Below are 20,408 nucleotides of genomic sequence, written 5' to 3' on the forward strand. Positions count from 1 at the left end.
TTTTCACATATTAAGATTTTTTAATTAAGGACTTACTGATTTTGCTACGACTCCATCTATGTCCGGATTCGAATGGGCGCTATCTATAGGAAGAGTGGAAAGAATCGTCTTAGCTGCGGAAATCTTGATATAAGTAAAACCGTTAGCCTGGATATCATTCTTTAAAGTGCTATCGCAACCGGTTCCGCTAGATCCGAAGTTCGAATCAGCCAGATCAAAACCGTCCCCACCGCCACCACCGTTTACGATATCGGTATCGAAGACCTCAGCAACTGTCATAGGATTTGTATCTTGGTTATAGGCCACAGGAGTGATTCCTGCAAAGCGATTCCAATAGGTAGGATTATTGACGAATGTATTCGGATCGGCGTTGGTATACGCTGGGTTCCAACCACACCAATTTGTCTGATCGTTCCCGACTTCAATGATCAATGGCTCCATAAAAACGGCATTGAACGGATTCGAATTGTTTTGAACTCCGATAAAGAAAGGATTCTCATACACGATAAAGTCGATCCCGGTAGAAGGCTGCACCTTCCCACCAGACCAACCAAGAATAATCGAAGCCCCTGATCCAGAAGCACCCATGGTATAAACATCCAAAGAACCGTTGAACTCTCCTTGTCCGCGGATTCCATCCTTGGCACAATTCGCATTCTTATATCCGATTCCAGTACTTCCGGGAGCAGAGACGAGTTCGTCTGCGACAAAAACGCCTCTACCTGTTTCCGGAGTTAAAGTATCACAAGGACTGATATATGAAGATCCGGATATGTTTCCGATAAGGGCGAACGCCGCCGCTTCTGCATCTCCACCACCACTTGAGCCTCCGCAATTTTGCAGGACCAAAGTCAGGGAAACACAGGAAACAATGATTCTAAGACTCTTCATATCTACTCCTCGTTCTCTTGATTCGTATTAGTTTTTCTGCAATCTGGTCCAGAAGGTCGGACTAAAGCCGCTATTCAATCCGCATCCGGCATTGATATTCGTAGGATCTGAATACGTATCTAAATCGTCCGCCTTGGCAGAAGCTAAAGTCGTTTGAGAAGAGACTCCCGAAAGATCCGGACAAAGATACAAATAACCACCGTTATTCGTCCATCTATACCAAGCAAAGTCGCCTTGCGAATAACTTGAGTCCGCTCTGAACTGAACATATACAACTTGTTTAGCAACGTTGATCTCTTTGATGATCCCGTAGAGATAACTGTTTCCATAAGTCGCATCGATAAATGTTTGTGCGACTAGCGTATTCGACATTGCCAATTCGCCTGTGATTTGAGATCCGTCTGCACTGTACGAATCTCCAGGAAAATCAGGAGTTCCGTTATAAGCGGAATAATTTCCTGAGATCGGATTCATTGTGCTTAAGGCAACTAATCCAAGAACGTTTTCACTTGAATTGTCCGAACTATTAGGTTCAAAACATCCTGCATTGAAAAGGGAAAGAACAATCAAGATCGATATCATCTTGAATGAGTTAGTGATTTTTTTCATTTGATTCTCCTGATTTCTGTCGGAATCCGGGAGAAAAGTGAGATTCGCAATATAGCACACGTTATCCGACATCGGCTATATAAAAGCCTTTTGATCGAATCGTTTTTTGAGCGAGATATCTACTTTTTCCGTTCGAGAGCCCCGACATTCGCTTTCGGGGCCCCCTCGCAGAAGCGCGAATGCGCTGATAGGCGAGATTTACGATACTCCCCAACCTCGAGGTTTATTGTATCGCGGGGAAGATCTGGCTCATTCCATCTACGATGGACATCACAGTTGCGGGTCAGCGCGGGATTTTTACACCCGACTTCCTCCCTGAAAGCGTATTACCAGGTTTTGGTTTCACACTTTCCTTGGCAAGGCAAAAACCTGGACCGTTTTCTAACAGAAAGGTTTCCTAAAAAGTGAGAGAAAGATCTTTCCAAATGACCGAAAATAGAAGTAGAGGATTCATTTTGAAAGACTCTCCTGAGGACATAAGATGAAATTCAGTCGATCTACTTTTTTAAAAGCCGGAGTCTTAACGGCAGCAGCACTACTAGGAACTCGAAAGGGAGAATTAAAATCACAAGTTGCTAACAGCGGAAAACGAGTCATCGTTTTAGGCGGAGGTCTCGCTGGTTTATACTCTGCTTATTTATTAGGTAAGACAGGAAGCAAAGTAACTTTGATCGAAGCCACTGATAGAGTGGGAGGAAGAGTTCGATCCGTAACCGATCCATCCGGCAACGTGGTAGACCTTGGAGGAGAATGGGTTTCTTCAGAAGATAAAACGGTTCGCAGTCTTGTGAGAGAACTCGGATTGAAACTACAATCTGCTCCTTTACAACCGGATTTATTTCTCGGAACTTATAAGAAAGCAGGAACCTGGGATATGAGCGCTGAATCCCAAGAAACATTGAATAAATTAGTCGCTCAAAATTCAAAACTGAATACTACCCAGCAGCAGGAACTAGACCGCATTAGCATATATAACTATCTTTTATACCAAGGAATTTCTCCAGAAGATCTAGTATTATTAGGTCATAAATTATCTTTACATTATGGAGATAGTATTCGCGTTCTTTCTGCGGAGAAGGTGCTGGGGGATCTCGCCCAATTTCCGAAACGAAATAGTCGTTTGGAAGGTGGAATGGAGAACTTGGCTAAGAATCTAGTATTACGTATCGAGAATACTGAATTTGTATTTTCGGATCCGGTAGTTTCCGTGGACCAGGATGCAAATGGAGTTACTGTGACTACATCTTCTGGAAGAAAGATTACAGGATCTAATTGCATTTGTACATTGCCTGTGAACCAGATCTCGAAGGTAAAATGGAATCCGGGTCTGGATAAAGAAAAATTACTGGCTGCTCTTAGGGTAAGATATTCTCAGATCTTCAAGACGTTCTTGGTTTTAAAAGAAGCTCCTTGGGAATCCACTCCGTTTTCAGTTCACTCGGATGCTGCCGCTCAGTTCTTATATGATGCAGGCAGTAAGCAAGACTCTTCTGATAAAGTGCTTGGGATCATAGCGAACGGAGACAGATTTTCCGTATTTGATTCCGCTAACCAAGACCAAAAGGTAGAGTATATTCGATTAACCTTAAGTAGATTGGGACTAAAAAATGATCTACAGATCCAAAAGATCTACTCCACAGAATTCAGGGGAGAATTCATTCCTAATGGAATTGCTATCTTTCCTCCGGGAAGTTTCGGATCTGAAATCATTTTGAGAAAGCCATTCGATCGTATCCTCTTTGCAGGAGAGCATACTGGCGAAATTACCGGAACAATTGAAGCTGCTCTGAGCTCCGCGATCCGAGCGGTAAATTTAGTTTAAAATAAAAAAGCCCGGAAGTCCGGGCTTTTTTATTCAAGAAATCGTAAGATAGATCTTAATCTTCGATCACGCTCATTGCGTATTCAGAGATCGCATCTCTTCTTTGTTCTGCAAAGTCTTTGTGGAACCAAAGATTTTGGATCTTAGAAGCCTCTTTCTTATTCCCGATGGTGATCTTGGTCATACATTCATCCACCGCGAACTTCATGGCTTCTTTGCCGGTTTCTCCGAGACCCTTGTTACGTTTCTTACGAAGCACCTGACCGCCTGATTTTTCGACCCTCTTGATCAATACATCATAGTCTTTGTCGTCGATGCAGAAGATCGTCTCGGCTTTCTTTGCATCTCCCATTTTCACATCCACTTCGTAAAGAGGTGCGCTGGAAATATGGATTAGTCCAAGCTCGAATAATTCAGGCCAATACTCATAAAAGAAAGAAAGCATCAAGGATCGGATCGCATATCCATCAAAATCTGCATCTGTGATGATACTTACTTTTTCATAATTCAGTTCTTCGATGGATTTTACTTTTTGGTCCAAAGGAAGCCCAAGGATCGCAACGATATTCTTTAACTCTTCGTTAGCGATTGCCTTTGCAAGAGAAACCCCTTTGCAGTTCATAGGCTTTCCTCTCAAAGGAAACAAACCGTGCAATTTAGGATTTCGAGCAGGACGAAGACCCGCAATCGCCGAATCTCCCTCAGCCACGAATAATACTCTACCAGCATCTCCCGATTTTCCGGTCGGAGGCATGAGTTTAGGAATATTCATCTTACTTGCTTTTTTCAGACCACGTTGCGCGTCTTCGAATGCTTTAAGCTGAGTTCTCTTTTCCATCTGAAGTTTTACTTCTTCTAAGAGACCTGTTTTCTTGATGAATTTATCCAGATGCTTGTCGACTGCGTTTCGAATGTCTTCGTTCAAGTCATTGATGAGATAGGATTTATCCTGAGACTTAAAACGAGGATTCAAGAGCCTCATGTTCACATACATGTGGAAGCAGTTCCTCACGTCGTTACGAGTACAGCTGGTCTTGAGTTTTTTCTCTAAGGAAACGATCTGGCTTTTTTTACGGATCTCGTCGCAGAGTCTATTTTCCAGATACTCGATCGCTGAGCCACCTTGAGGAGCAAAGATGGAGTTTACCCAGGTAAGGTTTTTGTTCTGACCGATCACCAAATACGCTTCTAAGTGAAGCTGAGTTCCTGCGGCCGGAGCATGGTAATCCATTTTATAATAGGTAAGTTCGGAGTGAGAAAAAATTTCTTCTAATCCTTTCTTGAACTTGTACTTATCTTTTTTACCCTTATGTACGAATTGCACTTCGAGACCTGGGTTAGTCATAGCGATATCTTGTAAATATTGCTTCATCAAGTCTACGTTGAAGGAAACATCCAGATTATTGAAATATTTCGGACTCAGCTCGAACTCGACAGAAGTTCCGTGATCTTCTTTAGTTCCTTTTTCGATCGCTTCGATCATATTCGTTTTTTTGCAAATAGGTTGAAGTTTATCGATTTGATCTTTTGTAAGAATAGGACAGTCCTCGAATTTTCCGTGCTCGTCGAAGTATAAGAAAACTCTTTCAGTATCTTCTTTAGAGAGCTTATAAGAACGTATTTGTTTCTTTGCGTCTTCGTGAAGAGAGAATAGCTTTTTGAAAGTAACTCCGTCGTTGGTAGTCTTAACCTTGAAATAGGAAGAAACCATTCTTACGAGAGAGATACCGACTCCGTTTTGTCCCGCCACATGATCTTGTTTGACGTGATCGTCAAAGTTTTCTCCATACATCAAATGGAGATAAACACCTTCTGCGTTCTTTGCAGGGATCCCACGTCCGTTATCTGCAACAGTAACCGTTTTTTTATCGGAAGAAAGCTGTATGATCAGCTTGGACATCTTATCCTTTTCAGGAATGGATTTGTCCTTTTGGTTCTTGCGGTATTCGTCAACCGCGTTCATGCAAGCCTCGTCCAAACACTTTAACTTTGCAGGAACATCTTCCAATTCTTCGTGTACGATCTCGTACATTGAGTCGCTATTCTTACGGAAAAAATGCTGCTCGAATGTGGATGCAGAGTTTTGTCCCAACCACATTCCGGTCCTCATCCTTACGTGTTCAACGTTGGAGAGTTTTTTGAAGTTCCGCTCGCTAGATGCTGCGGGCTTCTTTTCGGTCTTGGTTTTGGCAGTACTCATTCCTTATCCCATTTATCCTTGAGTTCGGTTAATTCCCCGATCATGAATTCGGTTAATTTTTTATCTTCTTTGACTAAGCCTTGGTATCTCGCAAGCGCAGTCTTAGCTTCAACGATGGCTTCTTCACATTTGCGGACTTCGTCCAAGGTCATCCGATAGATCGGGATGGAAGCGAGCCATTCATAATAGACGAATTTTGCCTTTTGAAGTTTTTCTTCAAAATCCTTCTTGGACTTGATACCGATCACTTTTTCGTTCCACTTTTCTTTGATGAAGCGAATCAATTCGGAGTTTCTTGCGATCTTTTCTTCTTCCAGACCTGCAAGACGTTTGAATCTACGGATCAAGTGTGTTTTACGAAAATCGCAGAATCGTTTGATGATCTCTTCGGGACCGAAGTTCTTTAAACGTCCGTCAAAAGTGATTACGTTATTTGCGAGAGTTTGAGTATCTTCTTTAGAGATCACCGCCGCGATTTCTTTCGCGCTAGGTTTTTCTCCCTTCTTATAATTCAATTCTATACGGAAGGTTTGGCTAGAATGATCCACATAGTCTTTCAACCAAGAATCCTTTCTTTCCAGAATATCATCTAGAAGATTGATCACCTTCTCTCTATTCCAGTTCATAGGTGAGTCTGTAAGATACAGAGTATCGCCTTCCCAAGTGAAACCGAAGGTTGTGGTCATGGTGATATTGCCCGCTTCGGTTTTGGCCATCTTCACTTCGCCTTTATAATCCTTATACCAAGGCTTTAAAGGAAGAGGTTTCTTAGTCTTGAGATAGTTGACTTGCGAATTGATGATTGCGGAAAGTTTATGGCCCGGAATGAAACAGCGGAAACCTGTTGCAATTCCCATAATATTGTTCAATAGAACGATAGGTACTTTTCCTACGAAGTGAATCGGTTCGTCTTCAGTCTCGTCGTAATTTTTTACGTAATCGATATCAGGCAAACTTTCAAAAAATCCCAGATCCTTTACGAAGTCCGAAAGTTTTACCTCTGTATAACGAGGAGAAGCGATCGCACTCGGATCCAAAACGTCTCCGAAGGTTCCTTCGCCAGCAACTAAAGGATGATTGTTTGCGAACGTAAAGTCCTGAGCCATCTGGGAAAGGGCATCTTGGATGGAACGGTCTCCGTGAGGGTGATATCCCATCGCGAGACCGGCGACTTTTACGGTCTTAGTATATCTGTTTCTCGCGTCTGAATTCCACATTGCCCAAAGAATTCGTCTTTGAACAGGCTTCAGGCCGTCGATTTCGTGAGGAATTGCTCTAGAATCGCAGACGTAGCGGGAATATTTCCTCTGATCGTCGTTGACCTGATCCTCAAAAGCTACTTTTGGGAAGTTCTCTTTGCCTGATTTATTGGAATCTTTCATAGGACTTTTATTGCCAAAGGATTTTAGGACGGTTTTACTGTCAACCTTTTAAAGTATTGGTCGAATCTGTACATTCTTTTTATGATGTGACAGACCAAATCACAGTCTTTCTTACTTTCTCATTGGGAAACGCCGATAAGGAAAGAAAATTTCCCGGTTTTTCCTTGAAGATTCGACCGAAAACGTAGAGTTTTTCAAGAAATCCCCTTTTCCGGCTGTGTATTCTTGGAACTAAAGTCTCGTTTTCATTTTTCAGCAAGCTCTTCAATAGGGATCTTGCTCTGCCTTCTTCAGTTAGAGTCTTGTACTCTTCTTTCCGGATTGGGAGGAAATAAAACCTTATCTCCTAAGGATCTGCCTAGCACTCGGATCTTTTGGAACCTAAGTTCTGTTCCTCAGAATTCCGAGTCGTATAGAAATCAACCTGGTCATCTGCGCTATCTAGTGATTCAAACTCTTCCGAATCGGGAAAAAGTTTGGAACGGAGAAGTAGATCTCTGGGAAACCAAGGAAGAATTCCAAGGCGCTCTTCCTAAAGGGATGTATTTTCCTAAACTTAGCTTCAAGGCATCCATCTATACTGGATCGACTCGCTTAGAACAAGGAGATGCGGAGAATCCTAAGACAGTTTCTTTTCTTCCTCAATCTGTTTCCAGTTGGAGTTGGGAAGGTGATTCGATGAATCATGGGATAGCAGCTTATTCTCCTAAGTATCTTACCGTTTCTGATTGGGGAATCGTATTTGATTTTCTTCCGGAAGGGATTGCTTGGGTTGCTCGAGAGTATCGTTCTCTCGGAAAAGATTTCACTTTGAGCTGGGAGAATATTAGAAATAGAAGAAGTAGTCTTTCTACAGATTATACTCATCCTCTCGGGCTCAGTTTCCCTTATGCGGATTACGATTATAGAAATCAGATCTTTCGTTATCTTCCATTTACCCAAGATGGATTGCCCGTGTGGATCTTTAAGGAGGAAGGGGATGTTCGCTGGGCCTGGGGAATCCTTCCAGAAGATCTTCTCGCTTCTAAGAATATATTGAACCGCAAACGGACAGATAAGGAAGAATTGCTATCGACCCATTTTTACGATGCAAACGCCAATAATCCGTTTACCGCAAGAGCCGATCTGAGGAACTATCCAATCATCCTCTTGAAAGATTACGACAATGCCAGAAAATAAGGAAGTTAGAACCAGGTTCGCACCTTCTCCTACGGGTTTCCTTCATGTGGGCGGCGCAAGAACCGCTCTTTTCAATTACTTATACGCAAAAGCCCAAGGCGGAAAGTTTTTATTAAGAATAGAAGATACCGATCAAACTAGATCCACCGAAGAGTCTTTTAAGACTATTCTCGAATCCTTGAAATGGTTGGGGATAGAATGGGACGAGGGTCCTGGAGCTGGCGGTCCACATGGTCCATATATTCAATCCGAAAGGATCTCCATTTATAAGGAATACACGGAGAAGCTTATCTCAGAAGGAAAAGCATACCGTTGTTTCTGCACTCAAGAAGAGTTAGAGGCTAAGAAGAAGCAAGCCGAGGCAATGGGTGTGCCTTATGTTTACGATGGATTGCACGCAAACATGAGCGAAGCAGAAGTTCAGGAAAAACTGAAAGCAGGAACTCCTTATTCTGTTCGTTTCAAAACTCCATCTAAAACTCTCATCTTTGATGATATCATCCAAGGAAAAGTAAAATTCGAGACGAAGTTGATCGGCGATTTCATCATCGTTAAGTCGGACGGATTTCCTTCTTATAATTATGCAGTAGTTGTGGATGACGGACTGATGAAGATCTCTCACGTGATCCGAGGTGTAGGACATCTTTCCAATACTCCTCGTCAGATCCTAATCTATGAAGCATTAGGCTTTCCTGTTCCAGAGTTTGCTCACGCTTCTGAGATCGTGGGAATGGACGGAAAAAAATTATCCAAGCGGGCAGGGGCTACTTCTATTCTAGCGTTCCGTGATCTTGGGTACTTGCCGGAAACATTCTTGAATTATATGGCATTGCTTGGATGGACCTCACCTGATGGACAAGAGTTCTTGCCAGGTGATATTCTGAAAAAGACATTCGATGTGCATCGTTGTTCCAAGTCTCCTTCTACTTTCGACGTATTCAAAAAACCGAAAGGAGACGAAGAGGTCGCAACCAATTTCTCCAGCTTGGATCAGATTGCGGAAGCAATGAATCCTAAGTCCAAATTAAATTGGCTATCAAACAAATACATTCGAGAACTTCCTATCGAGACGGTAGCAGAAGCGTTAGCTCCCTTTATAGTAAATCGAAACGATATTCCTGCAGAATACAGGGATCCTAAGAGCGCTGAGCTACGCTCTATAGTGGATAGCGTAAGAGTGTATCTAGATAATCTCAGACAAGCTCCCGATTATATCGCAGAATTTTTTGTCTCCGAACTAAAAGTAGAAGATGGAGAAGCAAAAGAAATTCTAGGCCAAGAATCTTCTCCGAAAGTGATCGAAACTTTTTATAGCTTATTACAGAAATCGGAACCAAAAACCGATGAAGATTATAAAGGTTTGATGGCCCAAACGGGAGAGACAACCGGGCAGAAAGGAAAGACTCTTTTCATGCCAATACGAGTGTCAGCTACCGGTAAGGCTCATGGACTGGAACTACCGATCCTTTTCCCTCTCTTAGGGAAGGAAAAGCTACTCAAACGAATAGAGAAAACATCAGTACAAGTAGGAATTTCCCTACCCTGAAGTTTTTTTGGGGGTTTTTTGTTGCAAAACCCCCCTTCCAGTCTGTATTACTAGTACAGGGACAGTCCGACAGACATGAGGGAAACCGCCGATTCACTTTTGGTTAGGCAACATTCGGGTTCGTACGTTATGTTCCTTCCCCCTGATCTGGCCAGCATAAGAGACTTCCGAAAAGCTCTTCGTCAATCGCTGGAAGAGAATACGTTTCTTTCTAAGGACATTCAGCAAATCGAATTGGCCGCAGACGAGGCCCTCACTAATTCAATTTCGGCTAACTTTAACTCTAGCTCCGATGAGACTATCATCTGCAGATGGGTCGTAAAAGGATCCAAGTTTACTCTTTGGATCGTGGATTACGGCTCCGGACTTAAGAAGGAGAAGATTGAAGCGCAAATAACGGAGACCAAACCTTCTACATTGCAGGATTTCTTAAAGAAGGTGAAGACTTACCAAGATGCAAAGTGTGAACTTCTTCCATTGAGAGGAACTCCTACGCAACATAGGAACTTGGGTAAGGGACTACTCATCATGCAATCTCTGATGGACTCGGTCAAGATCATGTATCATTGTAAGGAAGGAAGAATTTCCTCCGACCCAAATGATAAAAGTATCCGAGGATCCATCATTGAACTCGCCTTCGATTCTAAAAAGCATCCAGTCTAATCTTCTCCTCTTGTGACTCTAAACGAATTTGCTGCCTTTCTGATCGGTTCCGGGAAACTGGAAGATAAACTCTATTCTCCTGAAAGAATGCCTGAGGATATTATTTGGCCGAATTATATTCCTCCTATTAAGCCGGAACGTTCTACTAAGATCTCTTTTTCGGATAAGAAGTCTAAGATGCCTCGAGTAGAGCATCTGAATCTAGAAGAGAATCGAGTTCTTTCCCTTCATCATTTTGCGAATCATGAGTTAATGGCAGTGGAGTTATTTGCTTGGGGAATTTTGAGATTCCAAGATGCTCCTGCTTCCGTTCGAAAGAGTCTGTACAAAACGATCTTAGAAGAACAAAAACATCTTCGGTTGTATCTGGATTCGATCCGAGCTTGGGGAATGGATCTTGGTGATCGCCCTTTGAATTATATTTTTTGGAAGCAGATCCCGAACATGCAGAGTCTTCAGAAATTCTATGCGATTATGGCTCTTACCTTCGAAGGAGCAAATCTGGATTTTTCTCTGATCTATCAAAAGGCTTTTGAAAAATTCGAAGATATCCAACGATCTGAGATCATGGAGATCGTTCATAAGGACGAGATCCGCCATGTAAAGAGAGGAGCCAAGGTGGTATTTTCGGAAGGAGTTTCCGATGAGGACCAGTGGGAAAAATACAAAGAACTGTTGGCTCATCCGTTCACTCCTAGGAGAGCAAAGGGTTTCTTTTATTTTCCTGAACTTAGGACTAGAGCGGGGCTTTCGATAGAGTTTGCCGATCGATTGGGCTCGTACCAAGACGATTACGAGGGTACTACGAATGCCAGGATTGCTCAGTCGGTGCTCGGCTTAAGGACTGAGTCCTAGGTTGGAAATAGATGGACATAAGCTTTTCTTAGAAAGAAGCTGTTACGTAAGAATATGTCCCGATCCTTATCTATCTTAAAAGTATTTATTTCAGTTCTATTTATAGGCATTTTAACTGCCTGCAATTCCAAAACCCCATCCGATTCAAAGATCATTTCTCTAACCATTCCTCCGTCTGAAGAGAAAAGTCCCGACGTGGTATTAAAGAAATTGGGAAATCTGGATGAGGATCCGGCTCTCGAATCTTTCGCTCTGGTCCGAAACGGTACCGAAGAAATCTTGGCTGTCTTCAAGAAAAAGGACGATGAATGGGCGCTCCAGTCCAAGATACAATTCAATCTTTTGAATATAGGTCCTTTTCATTACGATAACAAGTCTTCTTCTTGGAAACCTGGTGAGGATGAAAAATCCGAAAAAGCAGGTTATGTAGTTAAAAGAATTCTAATGGAAGAACTGCCTGGAGATTCCTTTAACAGCTTGTTCTTAGAAGTCCTAAGTGAAGAGCCGCCGATCGGACTTTTTTCGGTGCCTTATGTATTGCGCAAAGGAGAAAAGATCCTGAACGGTCTTGCTGTTCTAAAGGATCACCAATTCCTTCCTAAATCCAAACGAATTGATTTCTCTTATAATAAGGAAGAGAAGAATCTAACGATCTTTCCGAATAATAGAACCTACGCTCAGAACTTTAATTTTAACGGATGGGAATTAGTTCCTGATGTTCCGAATGTTGCCGCTCCCGGCCTGATGACTGTGGAGGCTCCTGACTCTTGGACCAAGGGTAAACCTGAAGAAGTGGTGATCTGGTTCAAGAACAGAGGCTCTTTCTCCGGAACTACGTACATCAGTCTTTCTTTTCCTCAAGGTGGAAAATTGGAAATTGATGCTGGCAAAGAAGGATTGAAAGCCTATTCTTCCGGATCTTCTATTTTTTCTTCTAGCCAAAAGTATATTAATTCTACCGTGCCTCTATTAGAAATCACTAAAGAAGGTTGGGCTCGAAATCATAAGTACGGAGTCAGATTTAAGTATACTCCCGATACGGATGAGCTTCCTTATATCTTAGTAAGGTCGACTTCTAAATCATATAGGGACAAGGTAAATCTTCCTACAGATTTCAGTTCCGTAAAAACGGAAGTTGACCAACAAGGGTTCCGCAGTTATCCTCTTTCTCTCGTAAGTCGGGGAAAATCCAAGTAATAGATCGGGTCATCGTGAGCAGTTTCGAAGAACATAAACTCAAGCAAGCAAAGATAGAAGTTGTACGCGCTCAAGTGGAGAGATTTCGCAAATTCTATGCGGATTATTTTCATTTAGAAGAAACGATTTCTATGGTTGAGTATTTCTTCGAGACGATCTACAATTTGGACGGAAAAGAAGCCTGGATGCATTTGGCTTTAGATACGTACCAAAGAGTAAAAGGAATGATGAAGGAGACGACTAGAGCCAATCTTGAAACTCTGATCGAATTGAATAATCTTACTGACCAACTCGATGGTGAGATGGCCAAGCTTTTGATCGAAAGAGATTGGGACGGACGCAAACTCGCTCGAGAAGAATACGACGAATTATATCGTGCATACGGTCATAGAGAAGAAAGAGAGAAACAGCTTGAGATCGTTCTTCATAATCTAAGGACTTTTTACGAGTTGGCTCATAAGCCGATCGCTGCGTACCTGATTCGACCTGCAAGATTCATGGCGTCCCTATTGGGAGTTTCTCTTTTATTTGATTCTGTTGAAAAGGCGTATAACGCAGTTCTTCCTGTATCCCCTGAGATTTTTGTTTCCTTTATCGAGCAAGTTGAACAGAGAGAATGGGAATATTTAAATGCTGCATTCCCCAGCGAAACTTCTGCAAAGGAGTCTGAATCTTGAACGGAAGGACCAGATTCTCTAGATATAAAAAATCCGAAAGCTCGGGAGAAGAAAATCGGGATCGTTGGCTATTGACCTATGCCGATATGATCACACTTCTTCTTGGACTTTTTATTATTCTATATTCTATTTCGCAAGTGGATCAAAACAAACTCAAACAGGTGGCCGACCTAGTTCGAGGAGGATTCGGTCTAGGAGAATCTTTCTTCGAAGGATCCAATATCAGCATTGAAGACGATCCCTTACTCCAACCTAGAACTCAGTTATATAGATTCTGGGAAAGGATCTCCTACGCATTGAAAAAGATGAAGGAGAAGACCAAGTTATTCATCGGTATCAATGAGGCCGAAGAAATACGAATCCAGATCTTTGCGCCTTCTTTAGGAGAAGGTGAATTTCAGCCTGATGAGGATACAGACTTTACTTTTAAGAAAGTGGCGGAAGTAGCACAAGGTATGGATGTGGACATCACTCTCAGAGTGCAGGTTCCTTATGCAGAGCAAGCTGGACAAGGCTTTCGAAATATTTGGGAGTACAATGCTCACCGTGCTAGTTTGATCGCGGAGACGCTTTCAGAAAAATATGGGATCTCTAAGGACAGACTCTCGGTCCAAGCTTATAGCGGGTTTAGAAAAATCGGACAAGAAGAAGGTCCGAGTCCTGAAGTAAAAGCTTCTCAAGAAAGAATAGAAATCATCATACGCAAGCGAGGAAAGGAAGAATAGAATGATCTCCGTACATACAAAAAGAACGGCACTGATAAGTCTTATCCTCGTATCATTTGTTGCTTCCTTCGGTGCCGGTTGCGCCAAGAAAAAGAAGCCATCAGCCGCTGCAGAAGCGATTTGGAAACTGGATAGGGATGGGATTCCTGATTCTAGCGGGCTCGCTTGGGTTTCCAGATATTGCGAAAAGATCAGGGATTGCGCTCAAGACGATCTGAAATCGTTGAATGCGGATGCTGCAGCCATTCTAGAAAAAAGACTTAGAAAGGATTTTTGTTTAGAAAGATTTAAGGAAACGAAAGTATATGCCTATCCTTCCCAAGATCCTAGAATAACTTTGGAGAGAACGATTTCCTGTTTCAAAACGGCAACAGAAGCGCAATGTTCTGAGATCAAAAAGGGAGTCGCAAATTTATCCGAAGATTGTAAATGGCTGGACCAATTACAAAACTCTAACGGATAAACATAGATTTTAAGTCCGGCCAAACAAAGAAACCGGACTCTTGGGCTCTGCCCTTTCCGAGGAAAATAGAATCGAAGTGTTTGGAGGGCAAGCCCTTGCTCAGAGGAATCAAACGACTCAACCGATATGAAAAGCGATTGCTTAGGATCGCAAAATTAGGCGGCAAGCTGGTCAAGATCCAACAGGCTGGATTTTCTCGGAGAACAAAGGAAGGCTTTCGCTTTCCGATCTACAGTTTAGAAATCGGTACTAAGGAAGGTCTGAAGGATCATCCTATTGGGATTACAGCAGGAGTCCATGGATTAGAAACCATTGGCATCCAAATCCTGATCGATTTCTTAGAATACATTATCAATCCGAAATCTACAGGCTACCTTCCTGAACTTAAAAAAGGAAAACTTGGCCTTGTAGTGATTCCTATCGTGAACCCTGGTGGTGTTGCGGCCAAAACCAGATCCAATCCTGGCGGCGTGGACTTGATGAGAAACTCAGGGATCGATGCCGAGAAGCCTCTTCCGTTTTTTGGAGGCCAAAAATTCTCCAATAAGCTTCCGTATTTTAGAGGGCATGGACTAGAGCCGGAGTCTCGTACTTTAGCAAGGACCATCTTTGAAAAATTCTTCAAGATAGAGGATGCTTTATTGCCGGTGCTGGATCTTCATTCCGGCTTCGGAACAGTGGACAATGTCTGGTGGCCTTATGCTTATACTCATAAGCCTTGTCCCGATACTGCAGTTTACGAAAAGATCTCTTCTTATTTTAAGGAACATTGCGGTCATATCAATTTCGCTTATGGTCCTCAGAGTGCTAGTTATACGACTCATGGAGATCTTTGGGATAAATTCTATGATCATTACCAGGATCTTTATTCAGAGCAATCGGATTGGGGTTCTAAATTTCTTCCCTTAACTCTTGAGGTAGGTACCTGGTCGGATATTAAAGAAGAACCTATGAAGTTATTTTCGAAGAAGGGAATTTTTCGTCCGGCAGAACATAACAAAAACGAAATACTTACTCGTTATCGTGGGTTCTTAAGGGATTTTGTGAGACTTGGTCTGACCAAACCTAAGGATTGGATTTAATCGGTTCTTTTGGTAAGGAAGGAGCCATTCCTTCACACCAGACTTCCCTAGGGACGTTGCCTCTGAATTTTACGAAGACCAACTCTCCCTTTCCACAAAGATACGTTAGGTCCTCTTCTTCATGAAAGAAAGGAAATCTTGGTTTTCTTGGGACCTTGAATTTCTCCACTTTGCTTTCGTCGACCCCTTCCTTTAAACGGATCTCGTATGTTCTGCAGTCCTGCAAAAATAAGAACGGAAGAATAAGTATCAGGATCCTGAATTGATCAGGCTTTATGTTTATTCTAAACATTCCACACCAACTGTATGAGGACAGAGTAAGAATAATGTAGAGCCGCAGACTGCTGCGTTCAGGATCGAAAACTGCATATTGACGGTTCGGATCCTTCCATTAGGACAAACCGTCTTTTGGTCCAGATCATTGTATACAGGTACAATGTACCAGATTGTAAACAGCCTCACATGGATTGATTCGCTCGTCCTAGGCTTATCTGATTTTGAAACGATATATCTGAAATTCGCACAGGACAAAAAGGAGATAAATATTAGGAAAATTGAAAGTTTCTGAAGGAATTTCATTTAAATAGAGCCTAGATTTTCCAAAATTTCAGAAGGGGCCTCGTAAACTCCTTGGCTCTGATAGATCCAAGCGAGTCTGTCCAATTTCTTAAGATCTTCTAAAACCTTAGTATGTTCGAGAGAAGGATTTTTTCTTTTCAGATTTTTCAATTCCATAAAAAACTTTCCGTTCTCTTTGTTCTGATGCAATAGATGTTTCGAGATCCCGATGCATGGACAAGCAGTCTTTTGATCGATCCATAGGCCGCATTCTTTGGAGAGAAAATCGGAAAGCTTTCTTTTGGAACGAGAAAGCTTTTGTCTAAAATTTTCGGCAGTAATTCCTACGATTTCTGCGCCTTCTTCGCTAGCCATTCCGTAAACCGTAGATAGAACGTATACGAGTCGATCGACTGAATTTAATTTTAATAAAACGGCATGAACGCAACCGAAGCGAATCTCTTCTTCTAAGATCTTCTCTTCGATCTGTTCTTCTATTCTTTCTGAGGAAGCTTTTAAAGACAGGCTGTCTCTCATTCGTCCTAGATAGACTATGTTCTTCGGTCTTTTTAACGAAAGAAGATGATGGCTTGCAATGGAATATACCCAGGTAGTAAATTTACTCTCGAAACGGAAACCGGCGAGTTTGTTTGAGATTTTCAAAAGAATCTCTTGCGTAGCATCTTCTGCCTCATGAGGATCCCAGAGCATTCTAAGAGATAGATTGAAAATATAATCTTGGATCTTTTCGAGAAGATCTTCCATTGCTCTAGGCTTTCCTTCTAAAGCAAAAAGGATCGTATCCGTGAATTCATCTTTGATTGATACGGCTCTTTCCATTCTTGAGGATCCTTGCTAATTTCGTCCTTTCGTATAATAGGATCGATTTGGAAGGGTCTGTGTGACAGGTCGGCATACATTCTTCGAAAAAAAAGAAAAAGCAAGCTCGAAATTCAAAGGGAATTCGCTAAAATAGAAGTGAATAATCTTAATAATAGAAGTATAAAAAAAAGCCCGCTGAACCGCGGGCTTGAAAATGATTCGGACAAGCGGATAAACTCGTCCGAGGCAAGGCGAATAGTGAAACGTCTCAATGACGTCGTAAAGGTTCGTAAATTCTTCTTACTGGATATGAATCAAGTAATAGGTTGAAACCCTTAGTTACAAATACATCATACACGAAAAAAAGTCGTTGGTCGTTCGGGATTATAGACATGAACGTTTTTTGTTTGCTTCGGATGGAATTACGAAAAATTGTTTTTTAACCGCATGGTTCGGGCTTGGATATATATTCTAATTTTCTTATCCGGGATGATTTCCATTTCAGGAAAGGAACTCTCGTTCAGTCTAGGAGCGAACGAGCATATTAAAAACATAACGCCCGAATTATTTGTTTGGGAGAAGCAAGACACAAATCAATTTCCGCCTTCAGTTAATTCTTCCAAAGGTTGGAAGAAGCTGGGTTTAAACGCCTTAAATTTCAATTTTTCTAAAAGAGCATATTGGATAAAATTCAGAATTAAGTTTCGGACTGAAATTCGGGAAAATATTTATTTCGTCCTACGTTGGAAGGCTCATGATTTAGCCGAATTGTATACCCCAAATGGGATAGCACCTATCCAAAGAGTCGGTGATTCATTATCTAAATCTAATTGGCCTGTAAAAACTGTTCTCTATCCGACCTTGCTATTGCAGGGGGATCCAGGAGAAGAAAAGGAATATCTGGTCCGACTGAAATCCGAATCCATCATGTCTTTTCCGATCGAGATCATGGATGAGGCCGGTGTCCGATCCAATCTGGCGATAGAGACAGGACTTTTTTCTTTATCTGCATGTTTGTATGGAATGTTGATCTTTGTGGCACTTCTTTATTATAGGGCCACAGGATATAAGGAATTTTTGTTATACACCGGCTATGCGTTTTGCATGGGCGCATCCTACGATGTAAATTATGGAAATGCGATAGAGATATTTTGGGAAGATAGCCCGCTTTGGGCAGAAAAGATAAATTACTTTTTCTTTAACTTGGGTGGAGCCTTCGGATTCTATTTTATCAGAAGATTTTTAGATATGAAGACATTCTTGCCTTGGGTGGACAGAGCTCTTCTTTTATTTTCAACAGTACTTGCGATTACACTTCCTTTGATATTTACTATGGATACGATTGCGTATCTGACTAGGATCAATGAAGTCATTTATGTGATCTCAATCCCTATGATCATGATTTCCGGGATCTATTTGCGGGGAAGGGGCAATAAGAAACTCAATCTCTTTTTGGTTTCTTGGGGATTGTATATGACCCTCGGATATATTAGTATTTTCTACTATATGGGGTATTTAGAATACGGTTTCTTTACTGTCTATTCAGTGCCTCTTTTTTTTCCTGCGGATTTGCTGATCCTTCTCTATAATATAGTGCAGAAGTATTCTAAGAATATTGAGGAGAAGAATAGCCTTTTAGAGGCTTTGAGCGAGTTCATTAATAAACCCAGATATGTTCGCTCTAAGATCTCCGGATTGGACGTGGACGAATCTCTGAATGCCTTGGAATCCTTGATGAATCAGGAAAAACTCTTTCAGCAAGAGGAGATTACGATCCAGCTTGTGGCGAATCGAATCAGACTTAGTACTCATCAACTTTCGGAACTTTTGAATTCTAGATTAGGGATGGGATTTGCTGCCTATATCAATTCAAAGAGGATAGAAGAGGCAAAACGTCTTCTGCATACCGGAGAAGATAATATTCTAAATATCGCATTTATTGTGGGATTTGGATCCAAGACTTCTTTCAATGTGGAATTTAAGAAGTCTACAGGACTTACTCCGAAACAATACAAAACCGTAATGCAGAAATCGATATAATTTCAAAACTTTTAGAACGAAATGTTTGGATCGTTACGTTCGGATCTAAGCAAATGGCAAAACAGATTAAAACGAGAGACTGTAAGAGCAAAGGATTATTTCAGTTTTTGTGAAAATCGGACCAGTCGATCCAAACCTTCTTCTAATATTTCGTTTTCAACGATTAAGCTGAGCACGATAAATCCGGATCCTTCTTTAAAGCCGAACATAGAGCCGGAATGAATTAATACCTTTTCTTCTTTTAGAAGTTGTAAACAAAAGTCTTCGTCTTGGTTCCATAGATCCGATTGTAAGATGGAATACCATCCTCCTTGCGGGCTTTGGAATTTGATGTTATGATGATCTTTAAGATGAGTCTCTAAGATTTGTAGATTTCTTTGGATCCTTCTCTGGACCTGACCTTGGATCATTTTTCTCCATTGCAACAATTCAGATAGAGCCAATTGGATAGGAGTTCCTACTGAAAGATAGGTATCAGAAATGATCTCTAATCTTTCTTTGCATTCCGATTTCCAGCGAGAAGGGCCGGATACATGGATCCAGGAGAGTTTCATTTGAGGAAGAGCAAGTATCTTAGAGATCCCATTCACAATAAAGATGGGAATATCAGAGTCACTCGGATCTATCTTTTGCAGAGAAGAATCTTCAGTATAATCTATGAATACTTCATCGATCACAATCGCAAATTGATTCTTTTTGGCCAAAGATTTCAGCTTTTTGAATTCATCTATAGAGAGAATGTTTCCAGTCGGATTATTAGGAGAAACAACAAATAAGATCTTTGTCTTGGTAGAGATCTTTGACTCAAGATCGGCAAAGTTGATCTTCCAATCGGAACCTTCTTCCAATTCATAAGAATCGAATTCTGCAGAATCCATCATGGAGATGAATTCGAATAATGGATAACCTGGACTCGGGATCAATACCTGATCTCCCGGATCGCAAAGCAATTTGATCAAATAAGAATATGCTTCCGAAGAAGAAGATGTTAAGAATAGATCATCTGGTGAAAAATCTAGGCCTCTCTCTTCGTAGTACAAAGAGACAGCTTCTCTTGCGGATAGAATTCCTTTCGGATCCGGATCATATTCCATTCCTCCCGGTTTGCTAAGAGAATGAAGGATTGCCTCGGAAGGATAAATCATCCTAGCTTTGGTAGGATTGGAAACAGTAAGATCGATCCAATCTTCTTTTGCTTCCTTGTATTTTTTTACAAGAGAGTAGAGCTCATTTTCTCCGGAATGAAATTCGAATCTTTTACTAAAAGGAGGAACTTCTTCCTGATTCATAATATTTTCTTAATGAACCAGACGGTTCCAGATATAAAGAAGAAAGGAAAGCACGATGCTGATCAGAATAGAAGTGGCAAAAGGGAAATAGAATCTGAAATTTTCTTTCTCTATTTTGAGATCACCGGGTAGATTTCCGAGAGAAGATATGAATGGGATTTTGGAGCCGAAAACGAAGAATGCTCCGAGTATCAGAAAGAGAGCGCCGATCCAAAGGAATGTTTTACCAAGCGGTTCCATTGCGCGATCCTAGGGGAAGCCATGGCGGAGAGGGGGGGATTCGAACCCCCGGTAGGTGTTACCCTACGCTTGCTTTCCAAGCAAGTACCATAAACCGCTCGGACACCTCTCCGGTTCTGGTTGCGATTACGATGATTTTCGAAAGACCTGTTCGGTCAAGGAGATTCG

General features: G+C 41.6%; 20 protein-coding genes and 1 tRNA gene. 11 read left to right on the forward strand and 10 right to left on the reverse strand.

All coding sequences use genetic code 11. The features are described 5' to 3' along the window. Nucleotides 1–24: 24 nt before the first annotated feature. A complete protein-coding gene (locus tag EHO59_RS03995; protein WP_135584968.1) occupies nt 25–891 on the reverse strand; it encodes an LIC_13355 family lipoprotein in 867 nt (288 codons plus the stop codon). A gap of 27 nt (nt 892–918) precedes the next feature. After that, complete coding sequence (locus EHO59_RS04000; RefSeq protein ID WP_210413019.1) at nt 919–1,500, reverse strand: LIC13354 family exoprotein; 582 nt, start codon at nt 1,498–1,500, stop codon at nt 919–921. Nucleotides 1,501–1,981: 481 nt separating this feature from the next. Between EHO59_RS04000 and EHO59_RS04005 the strand changes: the two genes are divergently transcribed. After that, complete coding sequence (locus EHO59_RS04005) at nt 1,982–3,322, forward strand: flavin monoamine oxidase family protein (protein WP_135584970.1); 1,341 nt, start codon at nt 1,982–1,984, stop codon at nt 3,320–3,322. A gap of 55 nt (nt 3,323–3,377) precedes the next feature. On the opposite strand, the gene EHO59_RS04010 is transcribed toward EHO59_RS04005, so the two are convergent. Both EHO59_RS04010 and EHO59_RS04015 read right to left on the reverse strand, forming a co-directional pair. Then, nucleotides 3,378–5,522, reverse strand: a complete 2,145-nt coding sequence (locus EHO59_RS04010) for a toprim domain-containing protein (RefSeq protein ID WP_135584972.1) — start codon at nt 5,520–5,522, stop codon at nt 3,378–3,380. Then, on the reverse strand, nt 5,519–6,904 hold the full coding sequence (locus EHO59_RS04015) for a DNA gyrase subunit A (protein ID WP_135584974.1): 1,386 nt from the start codon (nt 6,902–6,904) through the stop codon (nt 5,519–5,521). Before EHO59_RS04015 ends, EHO59_RS04010 begins: the two co-directional genes overlap by 4 nt. 276 nt (nt 6,905–7,180) lie before the next feature. On the opposite strand from EHO59_RS04015, the gene EHO59_RS04020 reads away from it, so the two are divergent. The 9 genes from EHO59_RS04020 to EHO59_RS04060 all read left to right on the forward strand — a co-directional run bounded on the left by EHO59_RS04020 (nt 7,181) and on the right by EHO59_RS04060 (nt 15,291). Beyond that, complete coding sequence (locus EHO59_RS04020) at nt 7,181–8,083, forward strand: LIC_13346 family putative lipoprotein (RefSeq protein ID WP_246052645.1); 903 nt, start codon at nt 7,181–7,183, stop codon at nt 8,081–8,083. Continuing rightward, on the forward strand, nt 8,070–9,629 hold the full coding sequence (gene gltX / locus EHO59_RS04025) for a glutamate--tRNA ligase (protein WP_135584978.1): 1,560 nt from the start codon (nt 8,070–8,072) through the stop codon (nt 9,627–9,629). Before EHO59_RS04020 ends, gltX begins: the two co-directional genes overlap by 14 nt. Nucleotides 9,630–9,704: 75 nt before the next feature. Further along, a complete protein-coding gene (locus EHO59_RS04030; protein ID WP_210413020.1) occupies nt 9,705–10,292 on the forward strand; it encodes an ATP-binding protein in 588 nt (195 codons plus the stop codon). 12 nt (nt 10,293–10,304) lie between these two features. Next, nucleotides 10,305–11,147 carry a DUF455 family protein gene (locus EHO59_RS04035; RefSeq protein ID WP_135584982.1) on the forward strand — a complete coding sequence of 281 codons (843 nt, stop codon included), beginning with the start codon at nt 10,305–10,307 and terminating at the stop codon, nt 11,145–11,147. Nucleotides 11,148–11,201: 54 nt separating this feature from the next. Next, a complete protein-coding gene (locus EHO59_RS04040; protein ID WP_135584984.1) occupies nt 11,202–12,344 on the forward strand; it encodes an LIC13341 family surface-exposed protein in 1,143 nt (380 codons plus the stop codon). A gap of 14 nt (nt 12,345–12,358) precedes the next feature. Next, nucleotides 12,359–13,021, forward strand: a complete 663-nt coding sequence (locus EHO59_RS04045) for an FFLEELY motif protein (RefSeq protein WP_135584986.1) — start codon at nt 12,359–12,361, stop codon at nt 13,019–13,021. Continuing rightward, on the forward strand, nt 13,018–13,746 hold the full coding sequence (locus EHO59_RS04050) for a flagellar motor protein MotB (protein WP_135584988.1): 729 nt from the start codon (nt 13,018–13,020) through the stop codon (nt 13,744–13,746). Before EHO59_RS04045 ends, EHO59_RS04050 begins: the two co-directional genes overlap by 4 nt. Nucleotide 13,747: 1 nt before the next feature. Further along, nucleotides 13,748–14,209 carry an LA_2478/LA_2722/LA_4182 family protein gene (locus tag EHO59_RS04055; RefSeq protein WP_135584990.1) on the forward strand — a complete coding sequence of 154 codons (462 nt, stop codon included), beginning with the start codon at nt 13,748–13,750 and terminating at the stop codon, nt 14,207–14,209. A 95-nt stretch (nt 14,210–14,304) separates the two neighbouring features. Next, the gene (locus tag EHO59_RS04060) at nt 14,305–15,291 is read left to right on the forward strand and encodes a M14 family zinc carboxypeptidase (RefSeq protein ID WP_135584996.1); all 987 of its coding nucleotides are present in this window, start codon (nt 14,305–14,307) and stop codon (nt 15,289–15,291) included. Here EHO59_RS04060 and EHO59_RS04065 read toward each other — a convergent pair. The 3 genes from EHO59_RS04065 to EHO59_RS04075 form a co-directional block, all read right to left on the reverse strand. Beyond that, nucleotides 15,275–15,583 carry a hypothetical protein gene (locus tag EHO59_RS04065; RefSeq protein ID WP_135584998.1) on the reverse strand — a complete coding sequence of 103 codons (309 nt, stop codon included), beginning with the start codon at nt 15,581–15,583 and terminating at the stop codon, nt 15,275–15,277. The two genes, EHO59_RS04060 and EHO59_RS04065, sit on opposite strands and share 17 nt — an antisense overlap. Further along, the gene (locus EHO59_RS18255) at nt 15,571–15,753 is read right to left on the reverse strand and encodes a Bor family protein (RefSeq protein ID WP_246052646.1); all 183 of its coding nucleotides are present in this window, start codon (nt 15,751–15,753) and stop codon (nt 15,571–15,573) included. The genes EHO59_RS04065 and EHO59_RS18255 overlap by 13 nt, the downstream gene beginning before the upstream one ends. 117 nt (nt 15,754–15,870) lie before the next feature. Continuing rightward, nucleotides 15,871–16,689, reverse strand: a complete 819-nt coding sequence (locus EHO59_RS04075) for an RNA polymerase sigma factor (RefSeq protein ID WP_135585002.1) — start codon at nt 16,687–16,689, stop codon at nt 15,871–15,873. Nucleotides 16,690–17,160: 471 nt separating this feature from the next. Between EHO59_RS04075 and EHO59_RS04080 the strand changes: the two genes are divergently transcribed. Continuing rightward, a complete protein-coding gene (locus EHO59_RS04080) occupies nt 17,161–18,711 on the forward strand; it encodes a 7TM diverse intracellular signaling domain-containing protein (protein WP_246052717.1) in 1,551 nt (516 codons plus the stop codon). Between the two features lie 95 nt (nt 18,712–18,806). Here EHO59_RS04080 and EHO59_RS04085 read toward each other — a convergent pair whose 3' ends face one another. From EHO59_RS04085 to EHO59_RS04095, 3 genes are all read right to left on the reverse strand, one after another. Then, on the reverse strand, nt 18,807–20,000 hold the full coding sequence (locus EHO59_RS04085; RefSeq protein WP_135585006.1) for a pyridoxal phosphate-dependent aminotransferase: 1,194 nt from the start codon (nt 19,998–20,000) through the stop codon (nt 18,807–18,809). Between the two features lie 9 nt (nt 20,001–20,009). After that, a complete protein-coding gene (locus EHO59_RS04090) occupies nt 20,010–20,240 on the reverse strand; it encodes a DUF2905 domain-containing protein (protein ID WP_135585008.1) in 231 nt (76 codons plus the stop codon). Between the two features lie 22 nt (nt 20,241–20,262). Continuing rightward, a tRNA-Ser gene (locus tag EHO59_RS04095) sits at nt 20,263–20,352 on the reverse strand. Nucleotides 20,353–20,408: the final 56 nt, after the last annotated feature.

It is taken from the genome of Leptospira semungkisensis (genome assembly GCF_004770055.1).
In the GTDB taxonomy this organism is placed as follows: Bacteria; Spirochaetota; Leptospiria; order Leptospirales; family Leptospiraceae; genus Leptospira_B; species Leptospira_B semungkisensis.